Annotated in this window: 28 protein-coding genes; 14 read left to right on the forward strand and 14 right to left on the reverse strand. The window is 60.7% G+C overall.

From position 1 onward, the window contains the following. Positions 1–108 precede the first annotated feature (108 nt). Positions 109–1455, forward strand: a complete 1347-nt coding sequence (locus tag NF676_RS18980; protein ID WP_095182202.1) for a class II 3-deoxy-7-phosphoheptulonate synthase — start codon at positions 109–111, stop codon at positions 1453–1455. An 89-nt stretch (positions 1456–1544) separates the two neighbouring features. Here NF676_RS18980 and NF676_RS18985 read toward each other — a convergent pair whose 3' ends face one another. Together NF676_RS18985 and NF676_RS18990 are read right to left on the reverse strand one after the other, a co-directional pair. Then, a complete protein-coding gene (locus tag NF676_RS18985) occupies positions 1545–2771 on the reverse strand; it encodes a winged helix-turn-helix domain-containing protein (protein ID WP_252886606.1) in 1227 nt (408 codons plus the stop codon). A 64-nt stretch (positions 2772–2835) separates the two neighbouring features. Then, positions 2836–3057: a DUF1127 domain-containing protein gene (locus NF676_RS18990; protein WP_024013770.1), complete on the reverse strand. Its 222-nt coding sequence runs from the start codon at positions 3055–3057 to the stop codon at positions 2836–2838. A 97-nt stretch (positions 3058–3154) separates the two neighbouring features. Between NF676_RS18990 and NF676_RS18995 the strand changes: the two genes are divergently transcribed. After that, on the forward strand, positions 3155–4009 hold the full coding sequence (locus tag NF676_RS18995; RefSeq protein WP_174823892.1) for a LysR substrate-binding domain-containing protein: 855 nt from the start codon (positions 3155–3157) through the stop codon (positions 4007–4009). Here NF676_RS18995 and NF676_RS19000 read toward each other — a convergent pair. Then, a complete protein-coding gene (locus NF676_RS19000; RefSeq protein WP_435406581.1) occupies positions 3999–4745 on the reverse strand; it encodes a sulfite exporter TauE/SafE family protein in 747 nt (248 codons plus the stop codon). The genes NF676_RS18995 and NF676_RS19000 overlap by 11 nt on opposite strands. A 111-nt stretch (positions 4746–4856) precedes the next feature. On the opposite strand from NF676_RS19000, the gene NF676_RS19005 reads away from it, so the two are divergent. From NF676_RS19005 to NF676_RS19020, 4 genes are all read left to right on the forward strand, one after another. Then, positions 4857–5813 (forward strand): LysR family transcriptional regulator, encoded by a 957-nt coding sequence (locus NF676_RS19005; protein WP_252886608.1) that lies wholly within the window; start codon positions 4857–4859, stop codon positions 5811–5813. A gap of 75 nt (positions 5814–5888) precedes the next feature. Further along, positions 5889–6344, forward strand: coding sequence for a MarR family winged helix-turn-helix transcriptional regulator (locus NF676_RS19010; RefSeq protein WP_042607887.1), 456 nt, complete (start codon positions 5889–5891; stop codon positions 6342–6344). A 328-nt stretch (positions 6345–6672) separates the two neighbouring features. Then, a complete protein-coding gene (locus tag NF676_RS19015; protein WP_007940002.1) occupies positions 6673–7092 on the forward strand; it encodes an organic hydroperoxide resistance protein in 420 nt (139 codons plus the stop codon). Between the two features lie 37 nt (positions 7093–7129). Continuing rightward, complete coding sequence (locus NF676_RS19020; protein ID WP_252886609.1) at positions 7130–8140, forward strand: alpha/beta hydrolase; 1011 nt, start codon at positions 7130–7132, stop codon at positions 8138–8140. A gap of 184 nt (positions 8141–8324) precedes the next feature. Here NF676_RS19020 and NF676_RS19025 read toward each other — a convergent pair whose 3' ends face one another. Further along, positions 8325–8894, reverse strand: a complete 570-nt coding sequence (locus NF676_RS19025; protein WP_003226785.1) for an elongation factor P — start codon at positions 8892–8894, stop codon at positions 8325–8327. 48 nt (positions 8895–8942) lie between these two features. After that, positions 8943–10085 (reverse strand): elongation factor P maturation arginine rhamnosyltransferase EarP, encoded by a 1143-nt coding sequence (gene earP, locus NF676_RS19030; protein ID WP_252886610.1) that lies wholly within the window; start codon positions 10083–10085, stop codon positions 8943–8945. Between the two features lie 125 nt (positions 10086–10210). Between earP and NF676_RS19035 the strand changes: the two genes are divergently transcribed. Together NF676_RS19035 and NF676_RS19040 are read left to right on the forward strand one after the other, a co-directional pair. Next, on the forward strand, positions 10211–10624 hold the full coding sequence (locus NF676_RS19035; protein ID WP_252886611.1) for a hypothetical protein: 414 nt from the start codon (positions 10211–10213) through the stop codon (positions 10622–10624). A 2-nt stretch (positions 10625–10626) separates the two neighbouring features. Then, positions 10627–11109, forward strand: a complete 483-nt coding sequence (locus tag NF676_RS19040) for a GreA/GreB family elongation factor (RefSeq protein WP_024013776.1) — start codon at positions 10627–10629, stop codon at positions 11107–11109. Between the two features lie 9 nt (positions 11110–11118). Here the strand turns inward: NF676_RS19040 and cysB are convergent, their stop codons facing one another. The 5 genes from cysB to NF676_RS19065 form a co-directional block, all read right to left on the reverse strand. Continuing rightward, positions 11119–12093, reverse strand: coding sequence for an HTH-type transcriptional regulator CysB (cysB, locus tag NF676_RS19045; RefSeq protein WP_016770873.1), 975 nt, complete (start codon positions 12091–12093; stop codon positions 11119–11121). A 113-nt stretch (positions 12094–12206) separates the two neighbouring features. Continuing rightward, entirely contained in the window at positions 12207–12710 is a 504-nt protein-coding gene (locus tag NF676_RS19050) for a universal stress protein (RefSeq protein WP_016770874.1), read from the reverse strand. Positions 12711–12807: 97 nt separating this feature from the next. Then, positions 12808–13713 (reverse strand): 5'-nucleotidase, encoded by a 906-nt coding sequence (locus NF676_RS19055; protein WP_024013777.1) that lies wholly within the window; start codon positions 13711–13713, stop codon positions 12808–12810. A gap of 22 nt (positions 13714–13735) precedes the next feature. Then, positions 13736–14692, reverse strand: a complete 957-nt coding sequence (locus NF676_RS19060; protein WP_252886612.1) for a putative 2-dehydropantoate 2-reductase — start codon at positions 14690–14692, stop codon at positions 13736–13738. Continuing rightward, positions 14689–15075, reverse strand: coding sequence for a thioredoxin family protein (locus NF676_RS19065; protein ID WP_041478405.1), 387 nt, complete (start codon positions 15073–15075; stop codon positions 14689–14691). The genes NF676_RS19060 and NF676_RS19065 overlap by 4 nt, the downstream gene beginning before the upstream one ends. Between NF676_RS19065 and NF676_RS19070 the strand changes: the two genes are divergently transcribed. Continuing rightward, entirely contained in the window at positions 15074–15517 is a 444-nt protein-coding gene (locus tag NF676_RS19070; RefSeq protein ID WP_041478403.1) for a PilZ domain-containing protein, read from the forward strand. The two genes, NF676_RS19065 and NF676_RS19070, sit on opposite strands and share 2 nt — an antisense overlap. 129 nt (positions 15518–15646) lie before the next feature. Beyond that, a complete protein-coding gene (locus NF676_RS19075) occupies positions 15647–16723 on the forward strand; it encodes a 3-deoxy-7-phosphoheptulonate synthase (protein WP_016770878.1) in 1077 nt (358 codons plus the stop codon). A gap of 60 nt (positions 16724–16783) precedes the next feature. Here NF676_RS19075 and NF676_RS19080 read toward each other — a convergent pair whose 3' ends face one another. Beyond that, a complete protein-coding gene (locus NF676_RS19080; protein WP_016770879.1) occupies positions 16784–17065 on the reverse strand; it encodes a GNAT family N-acetyltransferase in 282 nt (93 codons plus the stop codon). A 639-nt stretch (positions 17066–17704) separates the two neighbouring features. On the opposite strand from NF676_RS19080, the gene oprI reads away from it, so the two are divergent. Continuing rightward, positions 17705–17956, forward strand: coding sequence for an outer membrane lipoprotei OprI (gene oprI / locus NF676_RS19085; RefSeq protein WP_003183784.1), 252 nt, complete (start codon positions 17705–17707; stop codon positions 17954–17956). Positions 17957–18081: 125 nt separating this feature from the next. Here the strand turns inward: oprI and NF676_RS19090 are convergent, their stop codons facing one another. From NF676_RS19090 to NF676_RS19100, 3 genes are all read right to left on the reverse strand, one after another. Further along, positions 18082–19053, reverse strand: coding sequence for a L,D-transpeptidase family protein (locus NF676_RS19090; protein ID WP_024013783.1), 972 nt, complete (start codon positions 19051–19053; stop codon positions 18082–18084). Positions 19054–19248: 195 nt separating this feature from the next. Continuing rightward, positions 19249–19542, reverse strand: a complete 294-nt coding sequence (locus NF676_RS19095) for a hypothetical protein (RefSeq protein ID WP_016770881.1) — start codon at positions 19540–19542, stop codon at positions 19249–19251. Positions 19543–19599: 57 nt separating this feature from the next. Continuing rightward, complete coding sequence (locus NF676_RS19100) at positions 19600–20205, reverse strand: arylesterase (protein ID WP_056788467.1); 606 nt, start codon at positions 20203–20205, stop codon at positions 19600–19602. A 10-nt stretch (positions 20206–20215) separates the two neighbouring features. On the opposite strand from NF676_RS19100, the gene NF676_RS19105 reads away from it, so the two are divergent. Genes NF676_RS19105 through greB form a run of 3 tightly spaced genes read left to right on the forward strand, consistent with a single transcriptional unit; the run spans position 20216 to position 23935 of the window. Beyond that, positions 20216–20899 carry an ABC transporter ATP-binding protein gene (locus NF676_RS19105; RefSeq protein WP_016770883.1) on the forward strand — a complete coding sequence of 228 codons (684 nt, stop codon included), beginning with the start codon at positions 20216–20218 and terminating at the stop codon, positions 20897–20899. Further along, positions 20899–23403: an ABC transporter permease gene (locus tag NF676_RS19110; RefSeq protein WP_252886613.1), complete on the forward strand. Its 2505-nt coding sequence runs from the start codon at positions 20899–20901 to the stop codon at positions 23401–23403. Before NF676_RS19105 ends, NF676_RS19110 begins: the two co-directional genes overlap by 1 nt. A gap of 34 nt (positions 23404–23437) precedes the next feature. Next, complete coding sequence (gene greB, locus NF676_RS19115) at positions 23438–23935, forward strand: transcription elongation factor GreB (RefSeq protein WP_071173132.1); 498 nt, start codon at positions 23438–23440, stop codon at positions 23933–23935. Positions 23936–23941 lie beyond the last annotated feature (6 nt).

Here is a 23941-nt window from a genome sequence, read left to right on the forward strand (position 1 = left end):
GCTGTGGCGCCGTGGCAAAGCGGCGATTGTCGGCGATGGGGCGGGAGCAGGTCACGCACTAATTGCTGCTAACATGGCGCTTCCCTGCGTACGAACTTCGAGACCGTGATGAGCCAACCGTGGAGCCCTGACAGCTGGCGCGCCCTGCCGATCCAGCAACAACCGCAATACCCCGACGCCGCGCACCTGCGCCAGGTCGAGCAAACCCTGGCCAGCTATCCGCCGCTGGTGTTCGCCGGCGAAGCGCGCGAGCTGCGCCGCCAGTTCGCCGAAGTTACCCAGGGTCGCGCGTTTCTGTTGCAGGGCGGCGATTGCGCGGAAAGCTTCGCTGAATTCTCCGCAGCGAAGATTCGCGACACCTTCAAAGTGTTGCTGCAGATGGCGATCGTCATGACCTTCGCTGCCGGTTGCCCAGTGGTCAAGGTCGGGCGCATGGCGGGTCAGTTCGCCAAGCCGCGTTCGGCCAACGACGAAACCATCGGCGGCGTGACCCTGCCGGCCTATCGCGGCGACATCGTCAACGGCATCGGCTTCGACGAAAAGAGCCGCGTGCCGGATCCAGAGCGTTTGCTGCAGTCCTATCATCAGTCCACAGCGACTCTGAATCTGTTGCGCGCTTTCGCTCAGGGCGGTTTTGCCGACCTGCACCAAGTGCACAAGTGGAACCTGGATTTCATCGCCAACTCGGCGCTGGCCGAGAAGTACAGCCATCTCGCCGACCGCATCGATGAAACTTTGGCATTCATGCGCGCCTGCGGCATGGACAGCTCGCCGCAACTGCGCGAAACCAGTTTCTTCACCGCCCACGAAGCCTTGCTGCTGAACTACGAAGAAGCCTTCGTGCGCCGCGACAGCCTGACCAACGATTACTACGATTGCTCGGCGCACATGCTGTGGATCGGCGACCGCACGCGTCAGCTCGACGGCGCGCACGTTGAATTCCTGCGCGGGGTGAACAACCCGATCGGCGTCAAGGTCGGCCCGAGCATGGACCCCGATGATCTTATCCGCCTGATCGACGTGCTCAACCCGGACAACGATCCGGGGCGTTTGAACCTGATCGCGCGGATGGGTGCGAACAAGGTCGGCGATCATCTACCGGCACTGATCCGCGCGGTCCAGCGCGAAGGCAAGCAAGTGCTGTGGAGCTCCGACCCGATGCACGGCAACACCATCAAGGCCAGCAGCGGCTACAAGACCCGTGACTTCGCGCAGATCCTTGGCGAGGTGAAGCAGTTTTTCCAGGTGCACGAAGCGGAAGGCAGTTATGCCGGCGGCATTCATATCGAGATGACCGGGCAGAATGTCACCGAGTGCATCGGCGGCGCCCGACCGATTACCGAGGATGGCTTGTCCGACCGTTATCACACCCACTGCGATCCACGGATGAATGCTGACCAGTCGCTGGAATTGGCTTTTTTGATTGCCGAGACCCTGAAGCAAGTCCGCCGTTAGACCGCGTCGCCTCCCTTCGCGAGCAGGCTCGCTCCCACATTTGCAATGCGTTTCCCTGTGGGAGCGAGCCTGCTCGCGAAGGCGCCAGCTCAGGCCCCCTCCATCTGCGCCAATGCTCCCCGCAACCGGCCCGCACTCTCGCGCTGACAATTCAACTGCACCCGCTCAAGCCCCAACCAACCCGCCATCCGCCGCAAATTCAGCGCCAGCGCCAGCATCCCCTCCTCGTCCAGTCCCGATTCTTCCTCATGCACCGCATGCACTGCCAACTGCCCTGCCGCCCGTTCGGCGCGCAGATCAACCCGCGCGGCGATCCGCTCGTTGTGCAAAAACGGCAGTACGTAATAGCCATACACGCGCTTGGGCTGCGGTGTGTAGATTTCCAGGCGATAGCGGAAATCAAACAGGCGCTCGGTGCGGCTGCGTTCCCAGATCAGCGAATCGAACGGCGATAGCAGCGCACTGGCGATGACCTTGCGCGGCACTTTGGGCTCCGGCAGGCAATAGGCGATCTGCCGCCAGTCGGCGACTTCGCACATCTGCAATTGCCCCGCCTCAACCAGTTCAGCCAGACGCGGCCGCGCATCCGCAGGGCTCAGGCGAAAGTAATCACGCAGGTCTCTTTCCGTACCAACGCCCAACGCTTGCGCCGCATGCAACAGTAAACTGCGTTGCGCCTCGGCCTCACCCGGTTGGGGCTGCTGCAGAATCGCTGCCGGAATCACCCGCTCGGGCAAATCGTACAAACGCTCGAAACCGCGTCGCCCCGCCACTGTGACCTCACCGGCGGCGAACAACCATTCCAGCGCATGTTTCTCGGCACTCCAGTCCCACCATGGCCCGGCCTTGTCTTCGCGGGTCGACAGACTGCCGGCGCCAAGCGCGCCCCGCTCCTCAACCGCAGTCAGCACGCGGCGGATGGTTTCCTGTTGTTCGCGACCAAACCTCGCCAATTGCTGATAGATGTCTTCGCCACGCTTGGCCCGCTGCATGCGCCAGCGCAGCAACGGAAACACCGACAGCGGCAGCAACGACGCTTCATGGCCCCAGTATTCGAACAGCGTGCGCCGACGGCCCGAACTCCAGGCAGCCTGGTCGAGCAAGTCAGATGGATAGCAACCGAGACGGGAAAACAGCGGCAGGTAGTGCGAGCGCACCACGGCATTGACGGAATCGATTTGCAGCAGGCCCAGCCGTTCGATCAGCCGGTTCAGATGACTGGCATTGACGTTCGGCGGCTGGCGCCCGTTGAACCCTTGGGCAGCCAGCGCCAGACGTCGCGCCTGTTTGAGGGAAAAGGACACTGTCGCGGGCATTTATTCCTCCATGTCTGCTCGCAACCTACCTCACCTGAAAGGGGTTTGTGTAGCGATAGCCTCATCATTTATGCATCGGGTCGTCCCAGAACGGCCGTACGGTTTCGTGTTCGACATCGGCGCGGCTGATGCCGATGTCCTTCAGCGCTTCGTCGCTGAGCCCGGCGAGCATTTCCCGCTCGCGATGCAGCTCATACCAGCGGCTGAATTTGTGCAGCAGATCGGACACGATATGGCCATGGCCGGACAGCTGTTCTTCGCTTGCATACTCTCTTTGACCTTTCATCGTCTTGCCTCCTTTTGTGGATGGCTCAAGTCTCGCGCCGGCGCTAAGATCAATCCAACGAATGTTTCTGATGGCATGCATCACGGAGATTCATCAATTGTCCGCCTACCCCAGTATCGATACCGATGTCCTGCGCACCTTTGTCGCGATTGCCGATCAGGGCGGTTTCACCCGTGCTGGCGAGATGGTCAACCGCACCCAGTCGGCGGTGAGCATGCAGATGAAACGCCTGGAAGAAGACGTGTTGCAGCGCCAGCTGTTCGAGCGTGATGGGCGCCAGGTGCGCTTGACGGCCGAAGGCCAGGTGCTGCTCGGTTATGCACGGCGCATCCTCAAACTGCACAGTGAGGTGTTCAACACCCTGCGCGAGCCGCACATGGTCGGCACCGTGCGCATCGGTACGCCGGATGATTATGTGATGCGTTTTCTGCCGGGAATCCTGTCGCGGTTTGCGCAGTTCTATCCGCTGATCCAGATCGAAGTGCATTGCGAATCGACCAAACAACTGTTGCAGCGCACTGATCTGGACTTGTCGATCGTCACCCGTGAGCCGGGCAACGAGATCGGCCAGTTGCTGCGCAAGGAGCGCTTTGTCTGGGCAGAGGCGCAGAACTTCAGCGCCCACGAACAGACGCCGCTGCCCCTGGCGATGTTCAACAGTGATTGTTTCTGCCGCTTGTGGGCGTGCAATGCGCTGGACGCGATGGGCCGCGATTACCGCATCGCCTACAACAGCAGCAGCCTGTCGGCGCTGATGGCTGTGGTCAGCGCAGGGCTGGCGATCACCGCGCAACTGGAGAGTCTGATCACCCCGGACATGCGCATCCTTGGCGCCGCCGAAGACCTGCCGCTGCTGCCCGAGGCAAGCATCATGCTGATCCGCAATCTGAATAACCCGTCGCCGATCACCGAGTGCCTGGCCGAACACATTGTCGAGGGCTTCAAACTTTAAACGCGAGCATCACCGCACACAGCACGAGGAAGCCGCAAAACAGCCCACGCAGAATTTTTTCCGGCATGGCGTGGGCAACTTTCACGCCCCAACTGATGCTGAGCAGACCACCGACCGCCAGAGGCAGACCGATCATCCAGTCGACTTCATGGTGCACGGCGTAGGTCACCAGGGTTACACCAGTGCTCGGCAGGGCCAGCGCCAGCGACAAGCCCTGAGCGACCACTTGGCTGGTGCCGAACAGGCTGGTCAGCACCGGCGTCGCCACCACCGCGCCGCCGACGCCGAACAGACCGCCCATGATCCCCGAGGCGGCGCCGAGCACGCCCAGCCACGGCCACGAATAGCGCATCTCGGCAGTCGGCGCTGGGCGCGGGCCGAACATCTTCAACAGGTTGTAGGCCGACAGCGCCACCAGAAAGGCGACAAAGCCGATGCGCATGGTCTGCGCATCGATGCCCACCGCCCAGATCGAGCCGAGCCAGGCAAAGCAGAAACCCATCACCGCCAGCGGCAGCGCATGGCGCAATTCGATGCGATTGCGCTGGTGATAACGCCACAGCGCCAACATCACGTTCGGTACCACCATCACCAGCGCCGTGCCTTGGGCGATCTGCTGATCAAGCCCGAACCACACGCCAAGCAACGGAATCGCAATCAAGCCACCGCCAATGCCAAAGATCCCGCCCAATGTGCCAAGGGCGGCGCCGAACAGCAGGTACAACAGAAAATCCATCACAACGGTAATCCTCTAACGACAGGCGGCCAATGCTACGCACTCGCGCCTAGCGGGGAAACGCATAGCAACGCACAATGGCTATGCCGATTTTGCACAAGCGTGGTTTCCATGAATCCCAACCAATTGACCGATCAACTCGGCCTGTTTCTCGATGTGCTGGAGAGTGGCAGCTTTTCTGCCGCTTCGCGCCGCCATCCGCTGACACCTTCCGCCGTAGCCCGGCGCATCGACAGCCTGGAAAGTGCCGTCGGCAGTCAGCTGTTCGTACGCAGCACCCATGCCGTGCTGCCGACTTCGGCCGGCCTGGCCTTCGCCGAACGGGCGCGACGGATCATCGCCGAGTTGCAACTGGCACGTGCCGAAGCGGTGTCGTTGAGCAGCGCACCGGAAGGCCTGATCCGCATCGATGCGCCAGCAGCCTTCGGGCGCCGGCATCTGGCGCCGGTGATTGCCGATTTTCTCCTGCTGTATCCGGGACTGGATGTGCAGATGCACCTGATCGACAGCTTCAGCGACATGGCCGGCAGCAGCCTGGGCAAGGTCGATCTGGTGCTGCGTACCGGCCAGTTGGCTGACTCGCGCCTGGTCGCCACGCCATTGGCGAGCATGGTCCGCGTGGCCTGTGCCAGCCCTGACTATTTGAAGCAGCGTGGCGTGCCCGAGCATCCGGAGCAGTTGAGTGAACACGACGGGCTCGACTGGGAGGGCCTTGCGCCGCCGTTTGCCTGGAAATTCGAAGTGGACGGGCAAATGCAATTGCACCGGCCATCGCGGGTGCGCCTGAGCGCCAACAATGCCGAAGCTCTGGCGTGTGGCGCGGCGGCGGGTCTGGGCGTCGCACACTTGCCGACCTGGCTGGCCAGCGAATACCTGCTGCGTGGCGAACTGGTGCCACTGTTCTGCGAAAATGGCCTGCCGCCGCCGGAGTCCACCGGCATTTACGCGCTGCGCATGGAACAGCAGGTCCATTCGCGCAGTCGGTTATTGCTGGAATATCTGAAAACCCGCTTCAGTCCGGTGCCGCCGTGGGATCTGGCGTTGCAACGGCAATTCGCCCGGCACTGAGGCCGGACATATTTATCTGGCGCCTTAAAGATTCGAGCGCTAGATTAAAAAACGATCAACGATCAAGGCTTTGACATGACTTCCGAACGCGACAACTGCGACGACCTTCTGCTCGACAATCAGGCGTGCTTCGCCCTGCACTCGACCTCGCTGATGATGACCAAGGTCTACAAGCCGCTGTTGCAGGCGCTGGGCCTGACCTATCCGCAATATCTGGCGATGATGGTGCTGTGGGAGAAGGACGGTCTGACTGTCGGAGAAATCAGCGCACGCCTGCTGACCGATCCGGGATCGCTGACGCCATTGCTCAAGCGTCTGGAAGCCGAAGGCCTGCTCAGCCGCACCCGCAGTCGCGAAGATGAGCGGGTGGTGATTGTGGAACTGACCGCAGCGGGCCGAGCCTTGCGCGACAAGGCGCAGACCGTGCCGCAGTGCATTCTTGGCGCCAGTGGCTTCACCCTTGAACGTCTGCAGAAATTGCAGGCCGAGCTGCAAGCGCTGCGCGGACATCTGCAAGACAGCCTGAATTAAGCCCCGCTACATTCCCCTGTGGGAGCGAGCCTGCTCGCGAAAGCGTCCGATCAGACAGCGAGTCGTTGAATGTTCCACCGCCTTCGCGAGCAGGCTCGCTCCCACAGTGATTTCAGCGCCAACAAAAATATTTTTCCCGCCTGAATTCCCTCGTCAAGCGCTCTAAATCAGGCCTTACCCGCCCCTTACACGCTATGCCCTTGAGCAGAACGCGATTTTTATTAAAAATTTATCTTGCGCACTAAACATTAGCGCTATACATTCTCTTCACACCTACTTAGCGCGCAAACAATTAGCGCACAAAACCACAACCCATGAGGCTCACACCATGCAAACTCTCTACACCGCAATCGCAACTTCCACTGGCGGCCGTGACGGTCGTGCGATCTCCAGCGACAACGTACTGGACGTCAAACTGGCCACTCCGAAAGAACTTGGCGGTGCTGGCGGTGCGGCGACCAACCCTGAGCAACTGTTTGCTGCCGGTTACTCGGCCTGCTTCATCGGCGCACTGAAATTCGTCGCCAGCCAGACCAAGCGCAAGATTCCCGACGACGCGTCGATCACCGCCCATGTCGGCATCGGCCAGATCCCTGGCGGTTTCGGTCTGGACATCGATTTGCACATCAGCCTGCCAGGTCTGGAACAAGCCGATGCGCAGTCGCTGGTCGACGCCGCTCACCAGGTCTGCCCGTACTCCAACGCCACCCGTGGCAACGTCGATGTCCGTCTGCACGTGACTGTGTAATCACTCAAGCCCCCGGCCCGAACAAGGAAAAATGAACATGAACACTTTCAGCAAAGTCTTGACCGGTACCCTTCTCGCCCTGTCGGTACACAGCGCTTTCGCCGGTGATGTCGAACACAACACCCAGGCATTTCTCGATGCGCTGAACTCAGGCAGCGGCAAGCCGATCGAGCAGCTGTCGCCCAAGGATGCCCGCGCCGTGCTGGTCGGCGCGCAGTCCGGGGTCAAGTTGACGTTGCCCAAAGCCGATGTCAGCGAGAAAACGGTGCAGGTCGATGGTCAACCGCTGAGCCTGACCATCGTCCGGCCGGCCGGGGTCAAGGGTGAGCTGCCGGTGTTCATGTTCTTCCACGGCGGCGGCTGGGTGCTGGGGGACTTCCCGACTCACGAACGTCTGGTGCGCGATCTGGTGGTCGGTTCGGGTGCGGCGGCGGTGTTCGTCAATTACACCCCTTCGCCGGAAGCGCATTACCCGGTGGCGATCAACCAGGCCTACGCTGCGACCAAATGGGTGGCGGAACACGGCAAAGAGATCAACGTCGATGGCAAGCGCCTGGCCGTGGCCGGCAACAGCGTCGGCGGCAACATGGCCGCAGTGGTTGCACTGATGGCCAAGGACAAGGGCACCCCGGCGATCAAATTCCAGGTACTGCTGTGGCCGGTGACCGATGCCAACTTCGACACCGGTTCGTACAACCAGTACGCCGAAGGGCACTTCCTCACCCGCAACATGATGAAGTGGTTCTGGGACAACTACACCACCGACGCCAAACAGCGTAACGAGATCTACGCTTCACCGCTGCGCGCCACCACCGCGCAACTCAAAGGTCTGCCACCTGCACTGGTGCAGACTGCCAGCGCCGACGTGCTGCGTGATGAAGGTGAAGCTTACGCACGCAAACTCGATGAAGCCGGAGTACCGGTTACGTCGGTGCGCTACAACGGCATGATTCACGATTACGGTTTGCTCAACGTGGTCAGCCATGTACCGGCGGTGCGGTCGGCGATGTTGCAGGCGTCTGAAGAACTGAAGCAACACTTGAAATAACCACAGTCCCATTGTGGGAGCGAGCCTGCTCGCGAAAGCGTCCCGTCAGACAGCGCTTCATTGAATGACACACCGCATTCGCGAGCAGGCTCGCTCCCACATGGGACAGGTGTGAAACTCAAAGCGCAGGCACAAAAAAACCCGACTCAATGATCGGGTTTTTTCTTTCCGCAAAAAGCAGTGCTTATTTCGCACGGCCTTTGTAGGAACCGCCTTCGCGGGTATCGATCTCGATCATGTCGCCGATTTCGATGAAGTCGGCAACCGACAGCTCGGTACCGTTCTTCAGTTTGGCAGGCTTCATCACCTTGCCGGAAGTGTCACCGCGAGCGGAGCCTTCGGTGTAGTCAACCTGACGCACGATGGTGGTCGGCAGCTCTACGGAAACCAGACGCTCTTCGAAGAACACGGCTTCGCAAACGTCGGTCATGCCTTCTTCAACGAAAGGCAGAACGCTTTCGATGTCTTCGGCGTTCAGCTCGTACATGGTGTAGTCAGTGGTGTCCATGAACGTATAGGTGTCACCGCTGATGAACGACAGGGTGGCTTCTTTACGATCCAGGATCACGTCGTCCAGTTTGTCGTCCGCACCGTAAACGGTTTCGGTCTTGTAACCGGTCAGCAGGTTCTTCAGCTTGGTCTTCATGATCGCGCTGTTACGGCCCGACTTGGTGAATTCAGCTTTCTGAACCAGCCAAGGATCGTTGTCGATACGGATCACGGTACCGGGTTTGAGTTCTTTACCAGTTTTCATTGCGAATATCCGAATTTGGATGGGATTTACAAAAATCTAGGCCGCGTATCATATCCAATTTACATAAAACTGTACCAGCGCCGTGGCAAGATCCGCCTGCAAGGCCTGTTCCAGACACCATGCCTCGGCGTTTTTCTGAAGTTCCGGCCAATGATTTCGCACCGCCAGCCAGTGCTCGCCGATCGGTTGCCCGGCGCTCCACGCTCGCCACAGACCGTTCATCGCCTGCGCCGCAGCGGGCGAAAGGCCGTGAGTGTAGAGCGCGAGGAAAGCGTCGAGCTTGTCCAGATGGATATCATCGTCCTGCTGATAGATGTGCCAGAGCATCGGCCGCCCCGCCCATTGCGCGCGCACGAATGAGTCTTCACCGCGCACCGCGTTGAAATCGCAGCACCACAGCAGATGGTCGTACTGATCCTGACGGACGAACGGCAGCACTTGCACGGTCAGGGACTCGCGCACATGAATCGCGCCGACCGTCAGGGTTTCCACGCCCAGCCAGCGCGCCACATCGCCGAGGATCCGCCCTTCCGGCACCAGCAGGTGAGTCGCCTGTGCGTCGGCCGCCAGCACATCCAGCCAACTGGCCAACCCGGGGTTTTCATAAGCAAACAGCGAGATCAGTTGCGCGTCCGGAGCAGGATCGATACCCAAGGCTTGCAGGAAATGTCGCTGGGCCGGCCGATCCTGCTGAAACTGCCGACGCTGTTCGAGCAGTCCGCATTCGCGCAGCAGGCCACCGGTGCCCGGCTTGAAGCCCGGAAAGAAGAAGAACTTCTGCACCGATTTGTATTTCACCGACGGCAAGCCATGGCAGCCGGTGACCCAGTCTTCGGCGCTGAGATAATCGAGGTTGAGCCACAGCGGCGGCGTTTCCCGCGCAGCCATGCTGTCCATGTAATCAGTGGGCAACTGACAGGCGAAGGCGGCGATGACTACGTCGGCTGCCTCGGCGTGCAGCCATTCGCTCGGCCACTGACGCACCTCGACGCCCTGCTGCCATTGCTGCACAACATCGACATCGATCTCAGGACAGAGGCGCTCGAACGCGCGCAGATCATCCACCCACAGGCGCACCGGCAAGGCATGCTCGGCCACCAGTTGCCGGGCCAGGCGCCAGGTCACGCCGATGTCACCGAAGTTATCGACCACGGTGCAGAAAATGTCCCAGCGGGGTTTCGCTTCAGGCATGCCGTTCTCCCGTTGGCAAAAAACCTCGATTGTCCGCATAAATGCGCTCGCGCAGAAGAGCCGACGGCGATTAATCTTCGTGCGACAATCGCCACTTGCCCGCAACCATCCGCCAGGAGGCCGCCATGCCCTACCGTCCCAATCCGCGTCGTCCCTTGCCTGTTCAGCTTAGCGCGCTGCATCTGACCGGCAGCATTGCGCTGGCCCTGTGGCTGGGGTTCCTGGCGATTGCGCTGACCTGCTGGCTGCTATCGCGCTTCATCTTTCCCGAGCAATTGGCCCCGGTGGCTCAAGCGGTGCAGCAATTGGCCAATCCGCCAGTTGCAGTCGAGCCACAGCCGGACGTCGCACCGCCGCCAACGCCGCTGTTCCAACAGTACGAAGAAAACCTGCGCAAGAATGAACAGCAGGCCCGACTGGACCAGGCGCGCGCCAATTCGCGCAATGCGTCGAACCCGAAATGCCAGTTCTGGCTGCAGCAGGACCAGACCGCGCCGACCGAAAAGAGCCGCGCCAACGTTTTGCAATTCTGCGATTGATCATGAACAAACACAGCGTCCACCAGTTGATTCTCGACAAGCTGCGCATCGACCTCGACATCGCCGAACGCGCTGCGCAAACCGCTTACGAAACCGCGACCCACGAAGAAAACATCGCCGAAAACAAGTACGACACGCTGGGGCTGGAAGCGTCATATCTGGCGGCGGGTCAGGCGAAGCGGGTTGAGGAGATTCGTCAGTCACTGGCGCTGTGCCAGAACCTGACGTTGCGTGCCTACGACGAAAATCGCGGCATCGAAGTCGGCGCCCTGCTCGGTCTGGAGGACGAAAAGGGTCGCGAGCAATGGCTGTTTCTGGCGCCGGATGCGGCGGGGCTGAAAGTCGACGTGGTGGGTCAGCCGATCACCGTCATCACCCCACGCTCGCCGCTGGGCAAAAGTCTGCTGGGCAAGTTCGCGGGCGATGAGGTGGAGATTCTGGTGGCGGGCACCCGGCAACAATTTGCTGTCACCGAGGTGCTCTGAAGCGGGTGCTTAGTGAACGGGCAGTTCGACGCCGTCGAACAGTTCTTCCAGCTCTTGCTTGTTGTGGCACTGAATGGCCTTGGCCATGACTTCGCGGGTCAGGTGCGGAGCGAATTTCTCGATGAAGTCGCACATGAAGCCACGCAGGAAGGTGCCACGACGGAAACCGATCTTGGTGATGCTCGACTCGAACAGCTCGCTGGCATCCAGCACCACCAGGTCGTTATCGAGTTTGGTATCGACGGCCATTTTAGCCACGATGCCCACGCCCAGACCCAGACGCACGTAGGTTTTGATCACGTCGGCGTCAGCAGCGGTGAACACCACTTTCGGCGTCAGGCCACGATGGCTGAAGGCTTCGTCGAGCTTGGAACGGCCGGTGAAACCGAACACGTAAGTAACAATCGGATATTCGGCCAGCGCTTCGAGGGTCAGCTTCGGCAGCTTGGTCAGCGGGTGGCCGTGGGGTACGACCACGCAGCGGTTCCAGCGATAGCACGGCATCATCACCAGATCACCGAATAGCTCCAGCGCTTCAGTGGCAATAGCGAAATCGACGGTGCCGTCAGCGGCCATTTCGGCGATCTGCATCGGCGAGCCCTGATGCATGTGCAGGGCCACGTCCGGGTATTGCTTGATGAAATTGCTGATCACCGGCGGCAACGCATAACGCGCCTGGGTGTGGGTGGTGGCGATCGACAGGGTGCCCTTTTTCTCGTTGGAGAATTCCTGGGCAATCTGCTTGATGCTTTCGACTTTGCGCAGAATCTCGCCGGCGGTGGTGATGATGCGCTCGCCGGCCGGGGTGACGCGGGTCAGGTGCTTGCCGCTGCGGGCGAAGACTTCGACGCCCAGCTCGTCTTCCAGCAGGCGGATCTGCTTACTGATGCCCGGTTGCGAGGTGTACAGGCTTTGAGCGGTAGCGGAAACGTTGAGGTCGTGGTGCGCCACTTCCCAGATGTAGCGCAGTTGTTGAAGCTTCATATCAATCCCTCAAAGCAGGTAGACGCCACGGGCATCAGCGACGGTATATAACTATATTAATGGTTCGAAGAATAAATCTAGAACTTTTTTATCAAAACGCCATTATTCCTGCTTCAACGATCCTCCCGCCGCCGGCGCTCCATCAGCGGCACCAGATAGACCGGCACCTTGGCCAACTGCAGGACCCGCGCCGCCGTGCGCCCCAACGGCGTTTCCGCGCCGACGCCATGGCTGTGACTGCCGACGATCAGCAGATCGACCGAGAGTTTGTGCACCTGGTCGAGAATCACCTGCGACGGATCACCCTGGAGCACGCGCACCGCGCGAATGCGCTGCAGATCCTGTTCGCCGTCGTCCCCCAGTTCTTCACGAAAGCTGTCGAGCACCCGCTGTTCGATATTGGCAATGACTGTTTTCAGACCCTGACTATGGAATTCGTTCAATGCCTGTTCGTCGAGATAGCTTTGCAGCACTGACTCGGCGAACAGGCCCATGGGTTCCACCGCGTGTACTACATAAAGATCGGCATTGAAGGTGCGCGCCAAGGCCAGGGCATGCTGCATCACGAACGGTGCGTACAGACCGAGGTCGGTGGCATACAGCATTGAGCGAATCATGGGACCTCCTCGCGAGCCAACGATGGCGGAGATTGATTCAGCTTAGCAGTGCCTTGGCGAGTACGACGTGCGACGCAACGTCCTGAATGAAAAGGCTCTAGATCGGCGGTTCGTTGCTGATGCCGTGGGGCACGTGGCCGGTGGCGACCACTTCGCGAGCCAGCTCGCAATGACCGGTCTGGTCATCGAAGAACACGTCAGCGGCGAAGGCTTCGAGGAACGCCGATTTGGTCAGGCCACCGAGAAACAGCGATTCATCGAGGCGGATATCCCATTCCCGCAAGGTGCGAATCACTCGCTCATGGGCCGGCGCCGAACGCGCAGTCACCAGCGCGGTGCGGATCGGGCAATCGTCATCGGGAAACTCGCGCTGCAACAGATTGAGCGCTGCCAGAAAGCCCTTGAACGGCCCACCGCGCAAAGGCTCGCGTGCCGATTCGCGTTCCTTGGCCTGAAACGCTTCCAGGCCGCCGGACTGATAAACGCGCTCGGACTCGTCGGAAAAGATCACCGCGTCACCGTCGAAGGCGATACGCAATTCATCACTGGCCGCACGGCTCGCGCCACCGGACAGAATCGTGGCGGCGGCGAACCCGGCGTCCAGCGCGGCACGCACGTCTTCGGCGTGAGTCGAGAGAAACAGGTCGCAGCCAAACGCTTTCAGATAAGGGTACGGACTGCGCCCACCGACGAACGCCGCACGAGAAATCGCCAGGCCGTAATGATGAATCGAATTGAACACGCGCAGCCCGGTGTCGGCGCTGTTACGGGAAACCAGAATCACCTCGACCCGCGCGCGACCGAGGCGGCTGTTCAGGCTCAGGAGTTTTTCCACCAGCGGGAACGCATCGCCCGGCGCGAGGATTTCGTCTTCGTGCTCGATCTGATATTGCCGATAGGCTTCGACGCCGCTCGACAGGTAGACCTTGTGGCTTTCGCTCAGGTCGAACAAGGCGCGCGAGGAAATCGCCAGCACCAGTTTGTCATCGATGTTATTGGCCATGCCTTCCCCCAGAACAACCGACTCAGGTATTGCGTCGGTCGATAAAACCCAAATGGCGATACAGCGCCTCGATGCGCGGCAACTCGCAGCCCGCCGCGTTCGCCGCCGCCAGTGGCCGGGCGTAAATCGCCTCCAGCTCCAGCGGGCGTTTGTGTGCAAAGTCGTGGTACATGCTCGGCCAGTAATCGGGCATTTTCTCGGTCATGGTGAACAGGTACTCGGCATAGCCGGGCGGGATCTCGTATCCACAGGCCTTGGCGCCCAGCACCACTTCCGCCATCAGTGCCTGAATCGACACGCGGCTGTCAGCATCAGCCATCAGCGCTTCGGTTCCCGCGCCGAGCAACACCGAAAGGCCGTTATAGGGAATATTCCACACCAGTTTCTGCCAGCGCGCCTGATGCAGGTTGGCCATCGCCTGCGAGTCGATGCCGGCGGCACGGAACAGTCCGGCTCCCTCTTCGACGATCGCCATGCGCGCTACTTCATCAATGGCCGAGCCGCTGTGATAACCGACATTCACCGCGCCAAGGGCCTGATGGGTAATCTGCCCCGGCCCTTCGCGGTGCACGCAGATCAGGCACAGACCACCGAGCAGATGCAGTGAATCCGGCAACAGTGGCCGCAGGCTGTCTTCGACATCCAGACCGTTCTGCAGCAACAGCACCTTGGCGTCAGGCTTGGCGGCCTGAATGATCGCCGGGGCCAGACCGGCGTTGCTGGTGGTCTTGGTGCCGACCAGCAGCCAGTCACAGGGCGGCATGTCTTCGGCAGCGGAATAGGCATTGGCCGGATGCAGCGTCAACGGCCCGTGCACCGCACTGTTGATCTGCAAACCGCGCTCAGCCACCGCCGAGAATTCGCTGCGCAACAAAAAGTGCACGTCGAAACCGGCACGCGCCAGCATCACCCCGTAGAACCCGCCGATTGCACCGGTGCCGATAATCCCCACCACCGGCTTGCTGACTGTCTCGCTCATGGCAACTCCTCTGCAATTCGACTCAGCGATTGCGCCACCGCCTGGTTGAGTTGATCAACCGTCAGACGTGTGTGCACTGCGCCAAAGAACTCGCCGTCGCGCACCACAAACAGCGCCGGCAAATGAAACACCTGATAACGCTCGACCAGCCCGCCATTGTCGCCGGCGTCAATCCAGCACAGCCGATCGATAGCCAGCGGCAATCCCGGCAACACCTCGCGGGCATAACGACAACTGGCGCAGCCGACGCTGGTGAAGATCACCAGAGAAACCCCGCGCATCGCCAGCAGCCGCTGGTCGGCGTCGAAGTCGGTCAGCTCGGATTCGACCACTATACTGGGGGAAACAATGTCAGATGGCCGACACAGGGAGTCTGTGCTCATGGGACGTTTCATTCCTCATCCGGACGAAGTGCCGGTTGAATTGACGTTACTCAAGCCTGAATGCATTTCCAGACAACAGCTGCACACTATCAGCCTCGGCGGCATCGCTTGCAATTACCACCGCGCCTGGCGCCACGGCACTGCACTGCAAGTACGCATGCCGACGCTGAATGCCGACTTCTGTTGCCCGGGCTATGTGGCCTGGTGTCTGCGCCGTAAAAAAGGCTATCTGGTGGGCATCGCCTTCACTGACGAACAGACCCTGTTCAGCGCGCGAATGGGTGAGCAGGTGTGTCAGATCGAACGCTATTCGCGCATGCAGGACAGCCACGATGACCTGCAGGATATTCAGGCGCTGGCCCTGCAATGGGTCGAGGAGCATGCCGAAGAGTTCTCCCACGACAACCTGCGCAAGGCTTTTGCGCAGCCAGCGCTGGACTAAAGCACGGTTTGCCCATTGTCGAGCCGCCTCTGACGCGCTAAGGTTCGGCTCCCCCGACGCGCTAAATCTGCTGTGCTCCGCCGCGCGGGGATCGCTGGCGGCCGGCACCCGTGACCTGACGAGTAAACGATGGCTGATTTACCGATCAACGACCTAAACGTCGCCTCTAACGAGACCCTGATCACTCCCGATCAGCTCAAGCGTGATATCCCCCTGAGCGACGCCGCCCTGCGCACCGTCACCAAGGGCCGCGAAGTCATTCGCAACATTCTCGATGGCACCGACCACCGTCTGTTCGTCGTGATCGGCCCGTGCTCGATTCACGACATCAAGGCTGCCCACGAATACGCCGATCGCCTCAAGGTGCTGGCCGAGGAAGTCTCGGACACTCTGTACCTGGTCATGCGCGTGTATTTCGAAAAGCCGCGTACCACCGTCGGCTGGAAAGGTCTGATCAACGATCCGTATCTGGACGACTCGTTCAAGATCCAGGACGGTCTGCACATCGGTCGTCAGTTGCTGCTCGACCTGGCCGAGAAAGGCCTGCCGACCGCGACCGAAGCCCTCGACCCGATCTCCCCGCAGTATCTGCAGGATCTGATCAGCTGGTCGGCCATCGGCGCGCGTACCACCGAATCGCAGACTCACCGCGAAATGGCTTCCGGTCTGTCCTCGGCCGTCGGCTTCAAGAACGGCACCGACGGCGGCCTGACCGTGGCGATCAACGCCTTGCAGTCGGTATCCAGCCCGCACCGTTTCCTCGGCATCAACCAGGAAGGTGGCGTGTCGATCGTCACCACCAAGGGCAACGCCTATGGTCACGTGGTGCTGCGCGGCGGTAATGGCAAGCCGAACTATGATTCGGTCAGCGTTGCGCTCTGCGAGCAGGCGCTGAACAAGGCGAAGATCAAGCCGAACATCATGGTCGACTGCAGCCACGCCAACTCCAACAAGGACCCGGCCCTGCAACCGCTGGTGATGGAGAACGTCGCCAACCAGATCCTCGAAGGCAACCAGTCGATCATCGGCCTGATGGTTGAAAGCCACCTGAACTGGGGCTGCCAGGCGATTCCAAAGGATCTCGCCGACCTGCAATACGGCGTGTCGATCACCGATGCCTGCATCGATTGGTCCGCCACCGAAAACACCTTGCGCAGCATGCACGCCAAGCTCAAGGACGTATTGCCGAAGCGTCAGCGCACGTAAGCTGCGTTTTACGCGCATAAAAAAACGCCGGACATTGTCCGGCGTTTTTGTGTGTGCGGTTCAGATCTTCGCAGCGCGACGCTGATGACGTTCCATATAGCGCTCGACGTAGGAGCATGACGGGATCACCGTGTAGCCCATTTCTTCGGCGTATTGCAGCGCGCGTTCGGTCAGCGCTGCGGCAATGCCACGGCCGCGCAGGGCATTGGGCACGAAGGTGCGGTAGATATCCAGGGTCTGCTTGCCCAGATCCATGTAGGTCAGGTAAGCACGATGACCGTCCACAGTGGTCTCGAATTGATGACCAGCCTGGTCATGGTGGATGGACAACGCCTCGCTCATCACTACTCCTCGCGGGTCTTGAATTGTGACCCCTACCTTACCGATGTTTTTCCGGCGAAGGAACATCTACGCCACCCCGTGCCTGATGGACACTGAGAAGAGCCACACCGATCTCGCGCAATCTGACACCTGCTGAATAGTAGGCACCATTGGCGAAAATGCTCAAGGTACGCTCGTCATCGGATGGTTTGCGTGCATTGGCATCGATGGTCGCAGGTTCGGCCGCAAGACAATCTTTGCGTGCCGTTTGCCTGAACATTGCCGGAATGTTGAGACTTAAGACGTGCGACCTTTTTTAAAGTCACCTGTACATCAACAAAGATACGCGAAGCGCTTCGCAGAACCTGAACAAAAGTGTGGACGAATTCATTTAGAAAGACTTTAGCCGAAGTCGCAAAAACAGCGCGCGAGCGCGGGAACTTTTCCCGTTTGAGTCGCTCACGCCGGGGCTTGCAGCTGGATATTTTTTATACAGCGCAGTTAAAAGTTGCTCGAAAAAGAATCAACGCCTACAATTTTTTTTGCTTCTTGCGCTACGTCAGTTTACTTACTACAAGTAATGGGTAGTATGTACGCCGGCTATTTCCTCAATCGTGAGGAGACAGCCACTTAATTTGAAAGTCCTTGAAGGGGAACACGATGAACAACGTTCTGAAATTCTCTGCTCTGGCTCTGGCCGCAGTTCTGGCTACCGGTTGCAGCAGCGCATCGAAAGAAACCGAAGCACGTCTGACCGCTACTGAAGACGCAGCTGCTCGCTCCCAGGCTCGTGCAGACGAAGCTTACCGTAAAGCTGATGAAGCTCTGGCTGCTGCTCAAAAAGCACAACAGACTGCTGACGAAGCTAACGAGCGTGCTCTGCGCATGCTGGAAAAAGCTAGCCGCAAGTAATAATCCCTCGGGATTGTTATCGAGCCGATCCGGTTTTCCGGGTCGGCTTTTTTGTGCCCGGTGCTTTTCTCCGGGCAATAAAAAACCCGCCGACGCTGCACGCATCGGCGGGTTTCGATCAGCTCTTATTGCTGCAGGTCGATCGGTGCACTGCTCACCATCGGCGCCGAGGTATTCGGCACGGCGATCTCTACCGGCAGGCCGTCTTCGGCCGCAACCACATCACGCACCACATCCCAGTTCATGCGCAGGTTGCTGGTGATGTCTTCACGCTTGAGCATCGCGTTGATCACCGCCGTGTGCTTGTCTACCACCGACGGATTGCCCTTGTCATCGAGCGGCGTGTGCGCTTCCAGATAGACCTTGCCGCCACTGCGACCGAACTTGTACGGGTCGTTGATGATGCGCACCGAGGTGCCCACCGGGACCATGCCGGCCATTTCCAGCACGTTGTTGTTGAACATGCGGAAGCAGCCGTGGCTGGTGCGCATGCCGATGCCGAACTTCTTGTTCGAACCGTGGATCAGGTAGCCCGGCGTGCCGAGGGTGAACTTGAACGGCCCCAGCGGGTTATCAGGACCGGCCGGCACCACATTCGGCAGCGGATCACCGTCAGCAGCGTGTTCGGCCTTGATCGAAGCCGGAGGCGTCCACGTCGGGTTCGGTGTCTTGGCGATGATCGAGGTGTGCGCGATCGGCGAGCCCCAGCCTTCACGGCCGATACCCAGCGGGAAGGTGTACACCACGTCACGGCCTTTCGGGTAGTAATAGAGACGGTATTCGGCGAGGTTGATGACGATGCCTTCACGCGGGCCCGGCGGCAGGATGAAGCGCGTCGGCAGGACGATCTCGGTACCGGCGCCCGGCAGCCAGGCATCGATGCCCGGGTTGGCCGCAACCATTTCCGAATAGCCCAGATCGTAGGTGGTACCCAGGTCGGCGAAGGTGTCTTCGTACTTGGCTTTGATCACCTGCACCTGGCCGACGATGTCCTCGCCGGGTGGTGGCAGGGGAAGCTCCAATGCAGCAACGGGACCGGCCACACACAGGGCGGCAAGTGACAGGCAGCGGGTGACGGCAGGAAAGCGCGGCAACATCCGGAAAATCCTTCGCATGATCATCAAGGGTATAAGGCCGCGATTGTACACCGCGGCTTGGGGATTCGGGAGACACGCCGATAGACCGTGTCGCGCCCTGAAAGATCGCAGCCTGGTTGCACTCGTCAGCTCCTACATTTGCAACGCATTCCCTGTAGGAGCTGACGAGTGCAACGAGGCTGCGATCTTTTGATCTTAAAGTTCGAATCGCAGCTCAGGCCAGATCGGCGAGGTGCCGCGCTTTTGCGATTCGAGAATCGCCCGGCACAGCGAGCACAGGCGCTGATCCTGGAACACCCGCCGATCAACATTCGACCAGCGCGGTTGCGCCGGCAGCAGAGTGCCGCACAGCGTGCGATCGGCCGAGCCGCCGAGTTCCAGCTGCCGCGTCACCAGATGCACCCGCACTTCCTGGCAGGCGAACAGATCCAGCTGCTCGTCAGGCTCGATCAGTTGGTAGGCAAACAGGGACCAGGCAGGACGCGGCATCGGGGGCTCCAAATTAGGGGGCGCCACATTAGCCGAAAGCCTGCCTGTAGAAAAGCCTCATAACAGCGGTTTTAGCGTCGGCCAGACATTTTCCAGCAACTTGCCCTGAGCCCCGGCAGCCGGGTGCAGACCGTCGGCTTGCATCAGGTCCGGATGACCACCGACACCTTCGAGAAAAAACGGCACCAACGGGATGTTTTTCTCTACGGCGAGCTTGCCGTAAACCTCAGCGAACGAATCGGTGTAGCGCTTGCCATAATTGGGTGGCAACTGCATGCCGAGCAGCAGCACTTTCGCGCCGCTCTGCCGCGAGCTGTCGATCATCGAAGCAAGATTTTGTTGCAATTGCGTTGGCGGCATCCCGCGCAGGCCGTCATTGCCACCCAGCTCGAGGATCACCAACTCCGGCTTATGCTCTGCAAGCAGCGCCGGCAGCCGCGCCTGGCCTCCGGCACTGGTGTCGCCACTGATCGAGGCGTTGACCACTTTATCGTCGAAACCCTCTTGTTTGAGGCGCTGCTCGAGCAGCGAGACCCACCCCAGACGGGTATCCAGGCCGAAACCGGCGCTGATACTATCGCCAACGATCAGGACAGTACCCGCCGCTGCGTTCTGGGCCATGCACATCAAGGCCAGGCCAGCACTCAAAAACCATACACGCATCGGATTCTCCATGGGCGCAAGCATTCTCACCGCGAAGAACCTCAGCAAAGTGGTCCCTAGCGCGGAAGGTGAACTGACTATCCTGCACGAACTCAGCCTGGAACTGAACAAGGGCGACAGCCTGGCCATCGTCGGCGCGTCCGGTTCCGGCAAATCCACCCTCCTCGGCCTGCTCGCCGGACTCGACCTGCCGAGCAGCGGCGAAGTCACTCTCGCCGGCCAGGGCCTGAGCAATCTCGACGAAGACCAGCGCGCGCGAATCCGCGCCGAGCACGTCGGGTTTGTCTTCCAGTCGTTCCAGTTGCTCGACAGCCTCAATGCGCTGGAGAACGTCATGTTGCCGCTTGAACTCGATGGCCGCAAAGATGCCCGCGAGCGCGCTACGCAATTGCTTCAGCGCGTCGGCCTCGGCCAGCGCCTGACCCACTCGCCGCGCCAGCTCTCCGGTGGTGAACAGCAACGTGTAGCAATCGCGCGCGCCTTCGCCGCCGAACCGGACGTGCTGTTCGCCGACGAGCCGACCGGCAACCTCGACAGCCACACCGGCGAGCGCATCAGCGACTTGCTGTTCGAATTGAACAAGGAACGCGGCACCACCCTGGTGCTGGTGACCCACGACGAACGCCTGGCCCATCGCTGCCGGCGCCTGATCCGTCTTGAAGCCGGGCTGCTGGTCGCCCCTCTGGAGCCTTGATGGCACGTCTGCCGCTGTTGCGTCTGTTCAGCCTTGCCCTGCGCCAGCTCATGCGCGATGGCCGCGCCGGTGAGCTGCGCGTGTTGTTCTTTGCGCTGGTGGTGGCCGTCGCGGCAAGCACCGCGATCGGCTATTTCGGCGCCCGCCTCAATGGCGCGATGATGCTGCGGGCTACCGAGTTTCTCGGTGCCGATCTGGTCCTTGAAGGCAGCTCGCCGGCCCGCGAGGAGCAAATCCGCAGCGGCACCGAACTGCGCCTGAATCATGCGCAAGTGGTGGAGTTCTCCAGCGTCATTGCCACCGACAACGGCATTCAGCTGTCGAGCATCAAAGCTGTCGACCGTGCCTATCCATTGCGTGGCGAGCTGAAAAGCGCGCCCGCACCATTTGCCGAGGAAGAAGTCGGCGGCGAACCGCAACCCGGTGAAGCCTGGGTCGAGGCGCGTCTGTTGACTGCGCTGGATCTGAAGATCGGCGACAGCATCGACGTCGGCATGAAGACGCTCAAGCTGACCCGCGTGCTGACCTACGAGCCGGATCGCGCCGGCAACTTCTACAGCCTGACGCCACGGGTACTGATCAATCTTGACGACCTCGCCGCCACCGGCGTGGTGCAACCGGGCAGCCGGGTGAGTTATCGCGAACTGTGGCGCGGCGAACCGCAGGCGCTGGAAACTTATCGCGAGCTGATCAAACCGGGCCTCGCTGCAAACCAGCGAATCCAGGATGCCCGTGACGGTAACCGGCAGATTGGCGGTGCGCTGGGCAAGGCCGAGCGCTATCTGAACATGGCCAGTCTGGTCGCGGTGTTGTTGGCTGGCGTGGCCGTGGCGCTATCAGCCAACCGTTTCGCCAGTCGCCGTTTCGACGCCAGTGCCTTGCTGCGCTGCCTCGGCTTGTCGCGCCGGGAAACCATGGTGCTGTTCAGCCTGCAACTGACGGTGCTCGGCCTGATTGCCGCCATCAGTGGCGCCCTGCTCGGTTGGCTGGCGCAGTTGGGGCTGTTCGCGTTGCTGCATGATTTGCTGCCAAGTGACGTGCCACCGGGTGGCCTGTTTCCGGCGATGGCCGGGATTGGCACCGGGCTGGTGGCGCTGGCCGGTTTTGCCTTGCCGCCTTTGGCTGCACTGGGTCGCGTGCCGCCGCTGCGGGTGTTGCGCCGCGACATGCTGCCGATCCCCTCGAGCACATGGATGGTCTACGGCGCGGCGCTGGGTGCGCTGGGCCTGATCATGTGGCGTCTGAGCCTCGACCTGCTGCTGACCTTCGCCCTGCTTGGCGGTGGCGTAGTCGCCGCGCTGGTGCTGGGCGGCCTGCTGTTGTTGCTGCTGCAAAGCCTGCGCCGCATGCTGGCCCGCGCCTCGTTGCCATGGCGTCTGGGCCTTGGCCAGTTGTTGCGGCATCCATTGGCGGCGGCCGGGCAGTCGCTGGCGTTCGGTCTGATCCTGCTGTCGATGGCGCTGATCGCACTGCTGCGCGGCGAACTGCTCGACACCTGGCAGAACCAGCTACCGAAAAACGCGCCGAACTATTTCGCGCTGAATATTCTCCCGGCGGACAAACAGGCTTTCGCCGATCACCTGATCAAGGTGTCCGCGCAAGCGGCGCCGTTGTATCCGGTGGTGCCGGGTCGGTTGATCAGCATCAATGGCGAAGCGGTACAACAGATCGTCAGCAAGGACTCGGCCGGTGACCGCGCCATTCAGCGTGACCTGAGCCTGACCTGGGCGGCGGATCTGCCGGCCGGCAACAAGCTCACCGCCGGCTCGTGGTGGAGCGGCCAGCCGTCCGATGATGTGCCGGGGGTTTCGGTGGAAGGCAAGGTTGCCGAAAGCCTGAAACTCAAACTCGGCGATCACATGATGTTCAGTGTCGGCGGGGTCAATCGCGAAGCGAAAGTCACCAGCCTGCGCGAGATCAACTGGGACAACTTCCAGCCGAACTTCTTCATGATCTTCCAGCCCGGTACCTTGAAGGATCTGCCGGCGACCTACCTGACCAGTTTCTATCTGGCTCCGGGGCATGATCAGCAGATCGTCGAGTTGTCGCGGACCTTCCCGGCGGTGACCATCCTGCAGGTCGAAGCGTTGCTCGAACAGCTGCGCAGCATCCTCGCTCAGGTCACTCTGGCGGTGGAATATGTATTGTTGTTTGTTCTGGCTGCGGGGATGGCGGTGCTGTTCTCCGGCCTGCAAGCGACGCTGGATGAACGCATCCGCCAGGGTGCGCTGTTACGCGCGCTGGGCGCCGAGCGGCAATTGCTGATCAAGGCGCGGCGTATCGAATTCGGTCTGTTGGGTGCGGTCAGCGGTCTGCTCGCGGCGATCGGTTCGGAGGTGGTCAGTCTGGTGCTTTACCGCTACGCTTTTGATCTGCCATGGCATCCGCATCCATGGCTGCTGGTGCTGCCGCTGATTGGCGCCGCGCTGATTGGGGGCGCCGGTGTGTTCGGCACGCGTCACGCTCTGAATGCCAGCCCACTGACAGTGTTGCGCGAGGGTTGATAGACTCAAGCGGTCTTAATCACAAGAAGTCGCCATGAGTCGTTATCGCCCTCCCCGCACCGCCGGCACCGCGCTGATCACCCCCGAGGGTGAAGCGCGGATGCGCGCCGAATTCCATGAGTTGTGGCATGTGCGTCGCCCCCAGGTCACCCAGGCTGTGAGTGAAGCGGCAGCGCAGGGCGATCGTTCGGAAAACGCCGAGTACACCTACGGCAAGAAGATGCTGCGCGAAATCGACAGTCGCGTGCGTTTTCTCACCAAACGCCTGGAAGCGCTCAAGGTAGTCAGCGAAAAACCCAGCGACCCAAACAAGGTCTATTTCGGCGCCTGGGTGACCATCGAAGACGAAGACGGCAAGCAGTCGCGCTACCGCATTGTCGGCCCCGATGAACTGGACCTCAAACAGGGTTTGATCAGCATCGACTCGCCGCTCGCCCGCGCGCTGATCGGCAAGGCACTCGACGCAGAAGTGCGGGTGCAGACGCCGACCGGCGAGCAGTTCGTTTACATCGTTGCGATTGAATACCCGTAAGACTGA

The organism is Pseudomonas siliginis, assembly GCF_024072275.1.
GTDB lineage: Bacteria > Pseudomonadota > Gammaproteobacteria > Pseudomonadales > Pseudomonadaceae > Aquipseudomonas > Aquipseudomonas siliginis.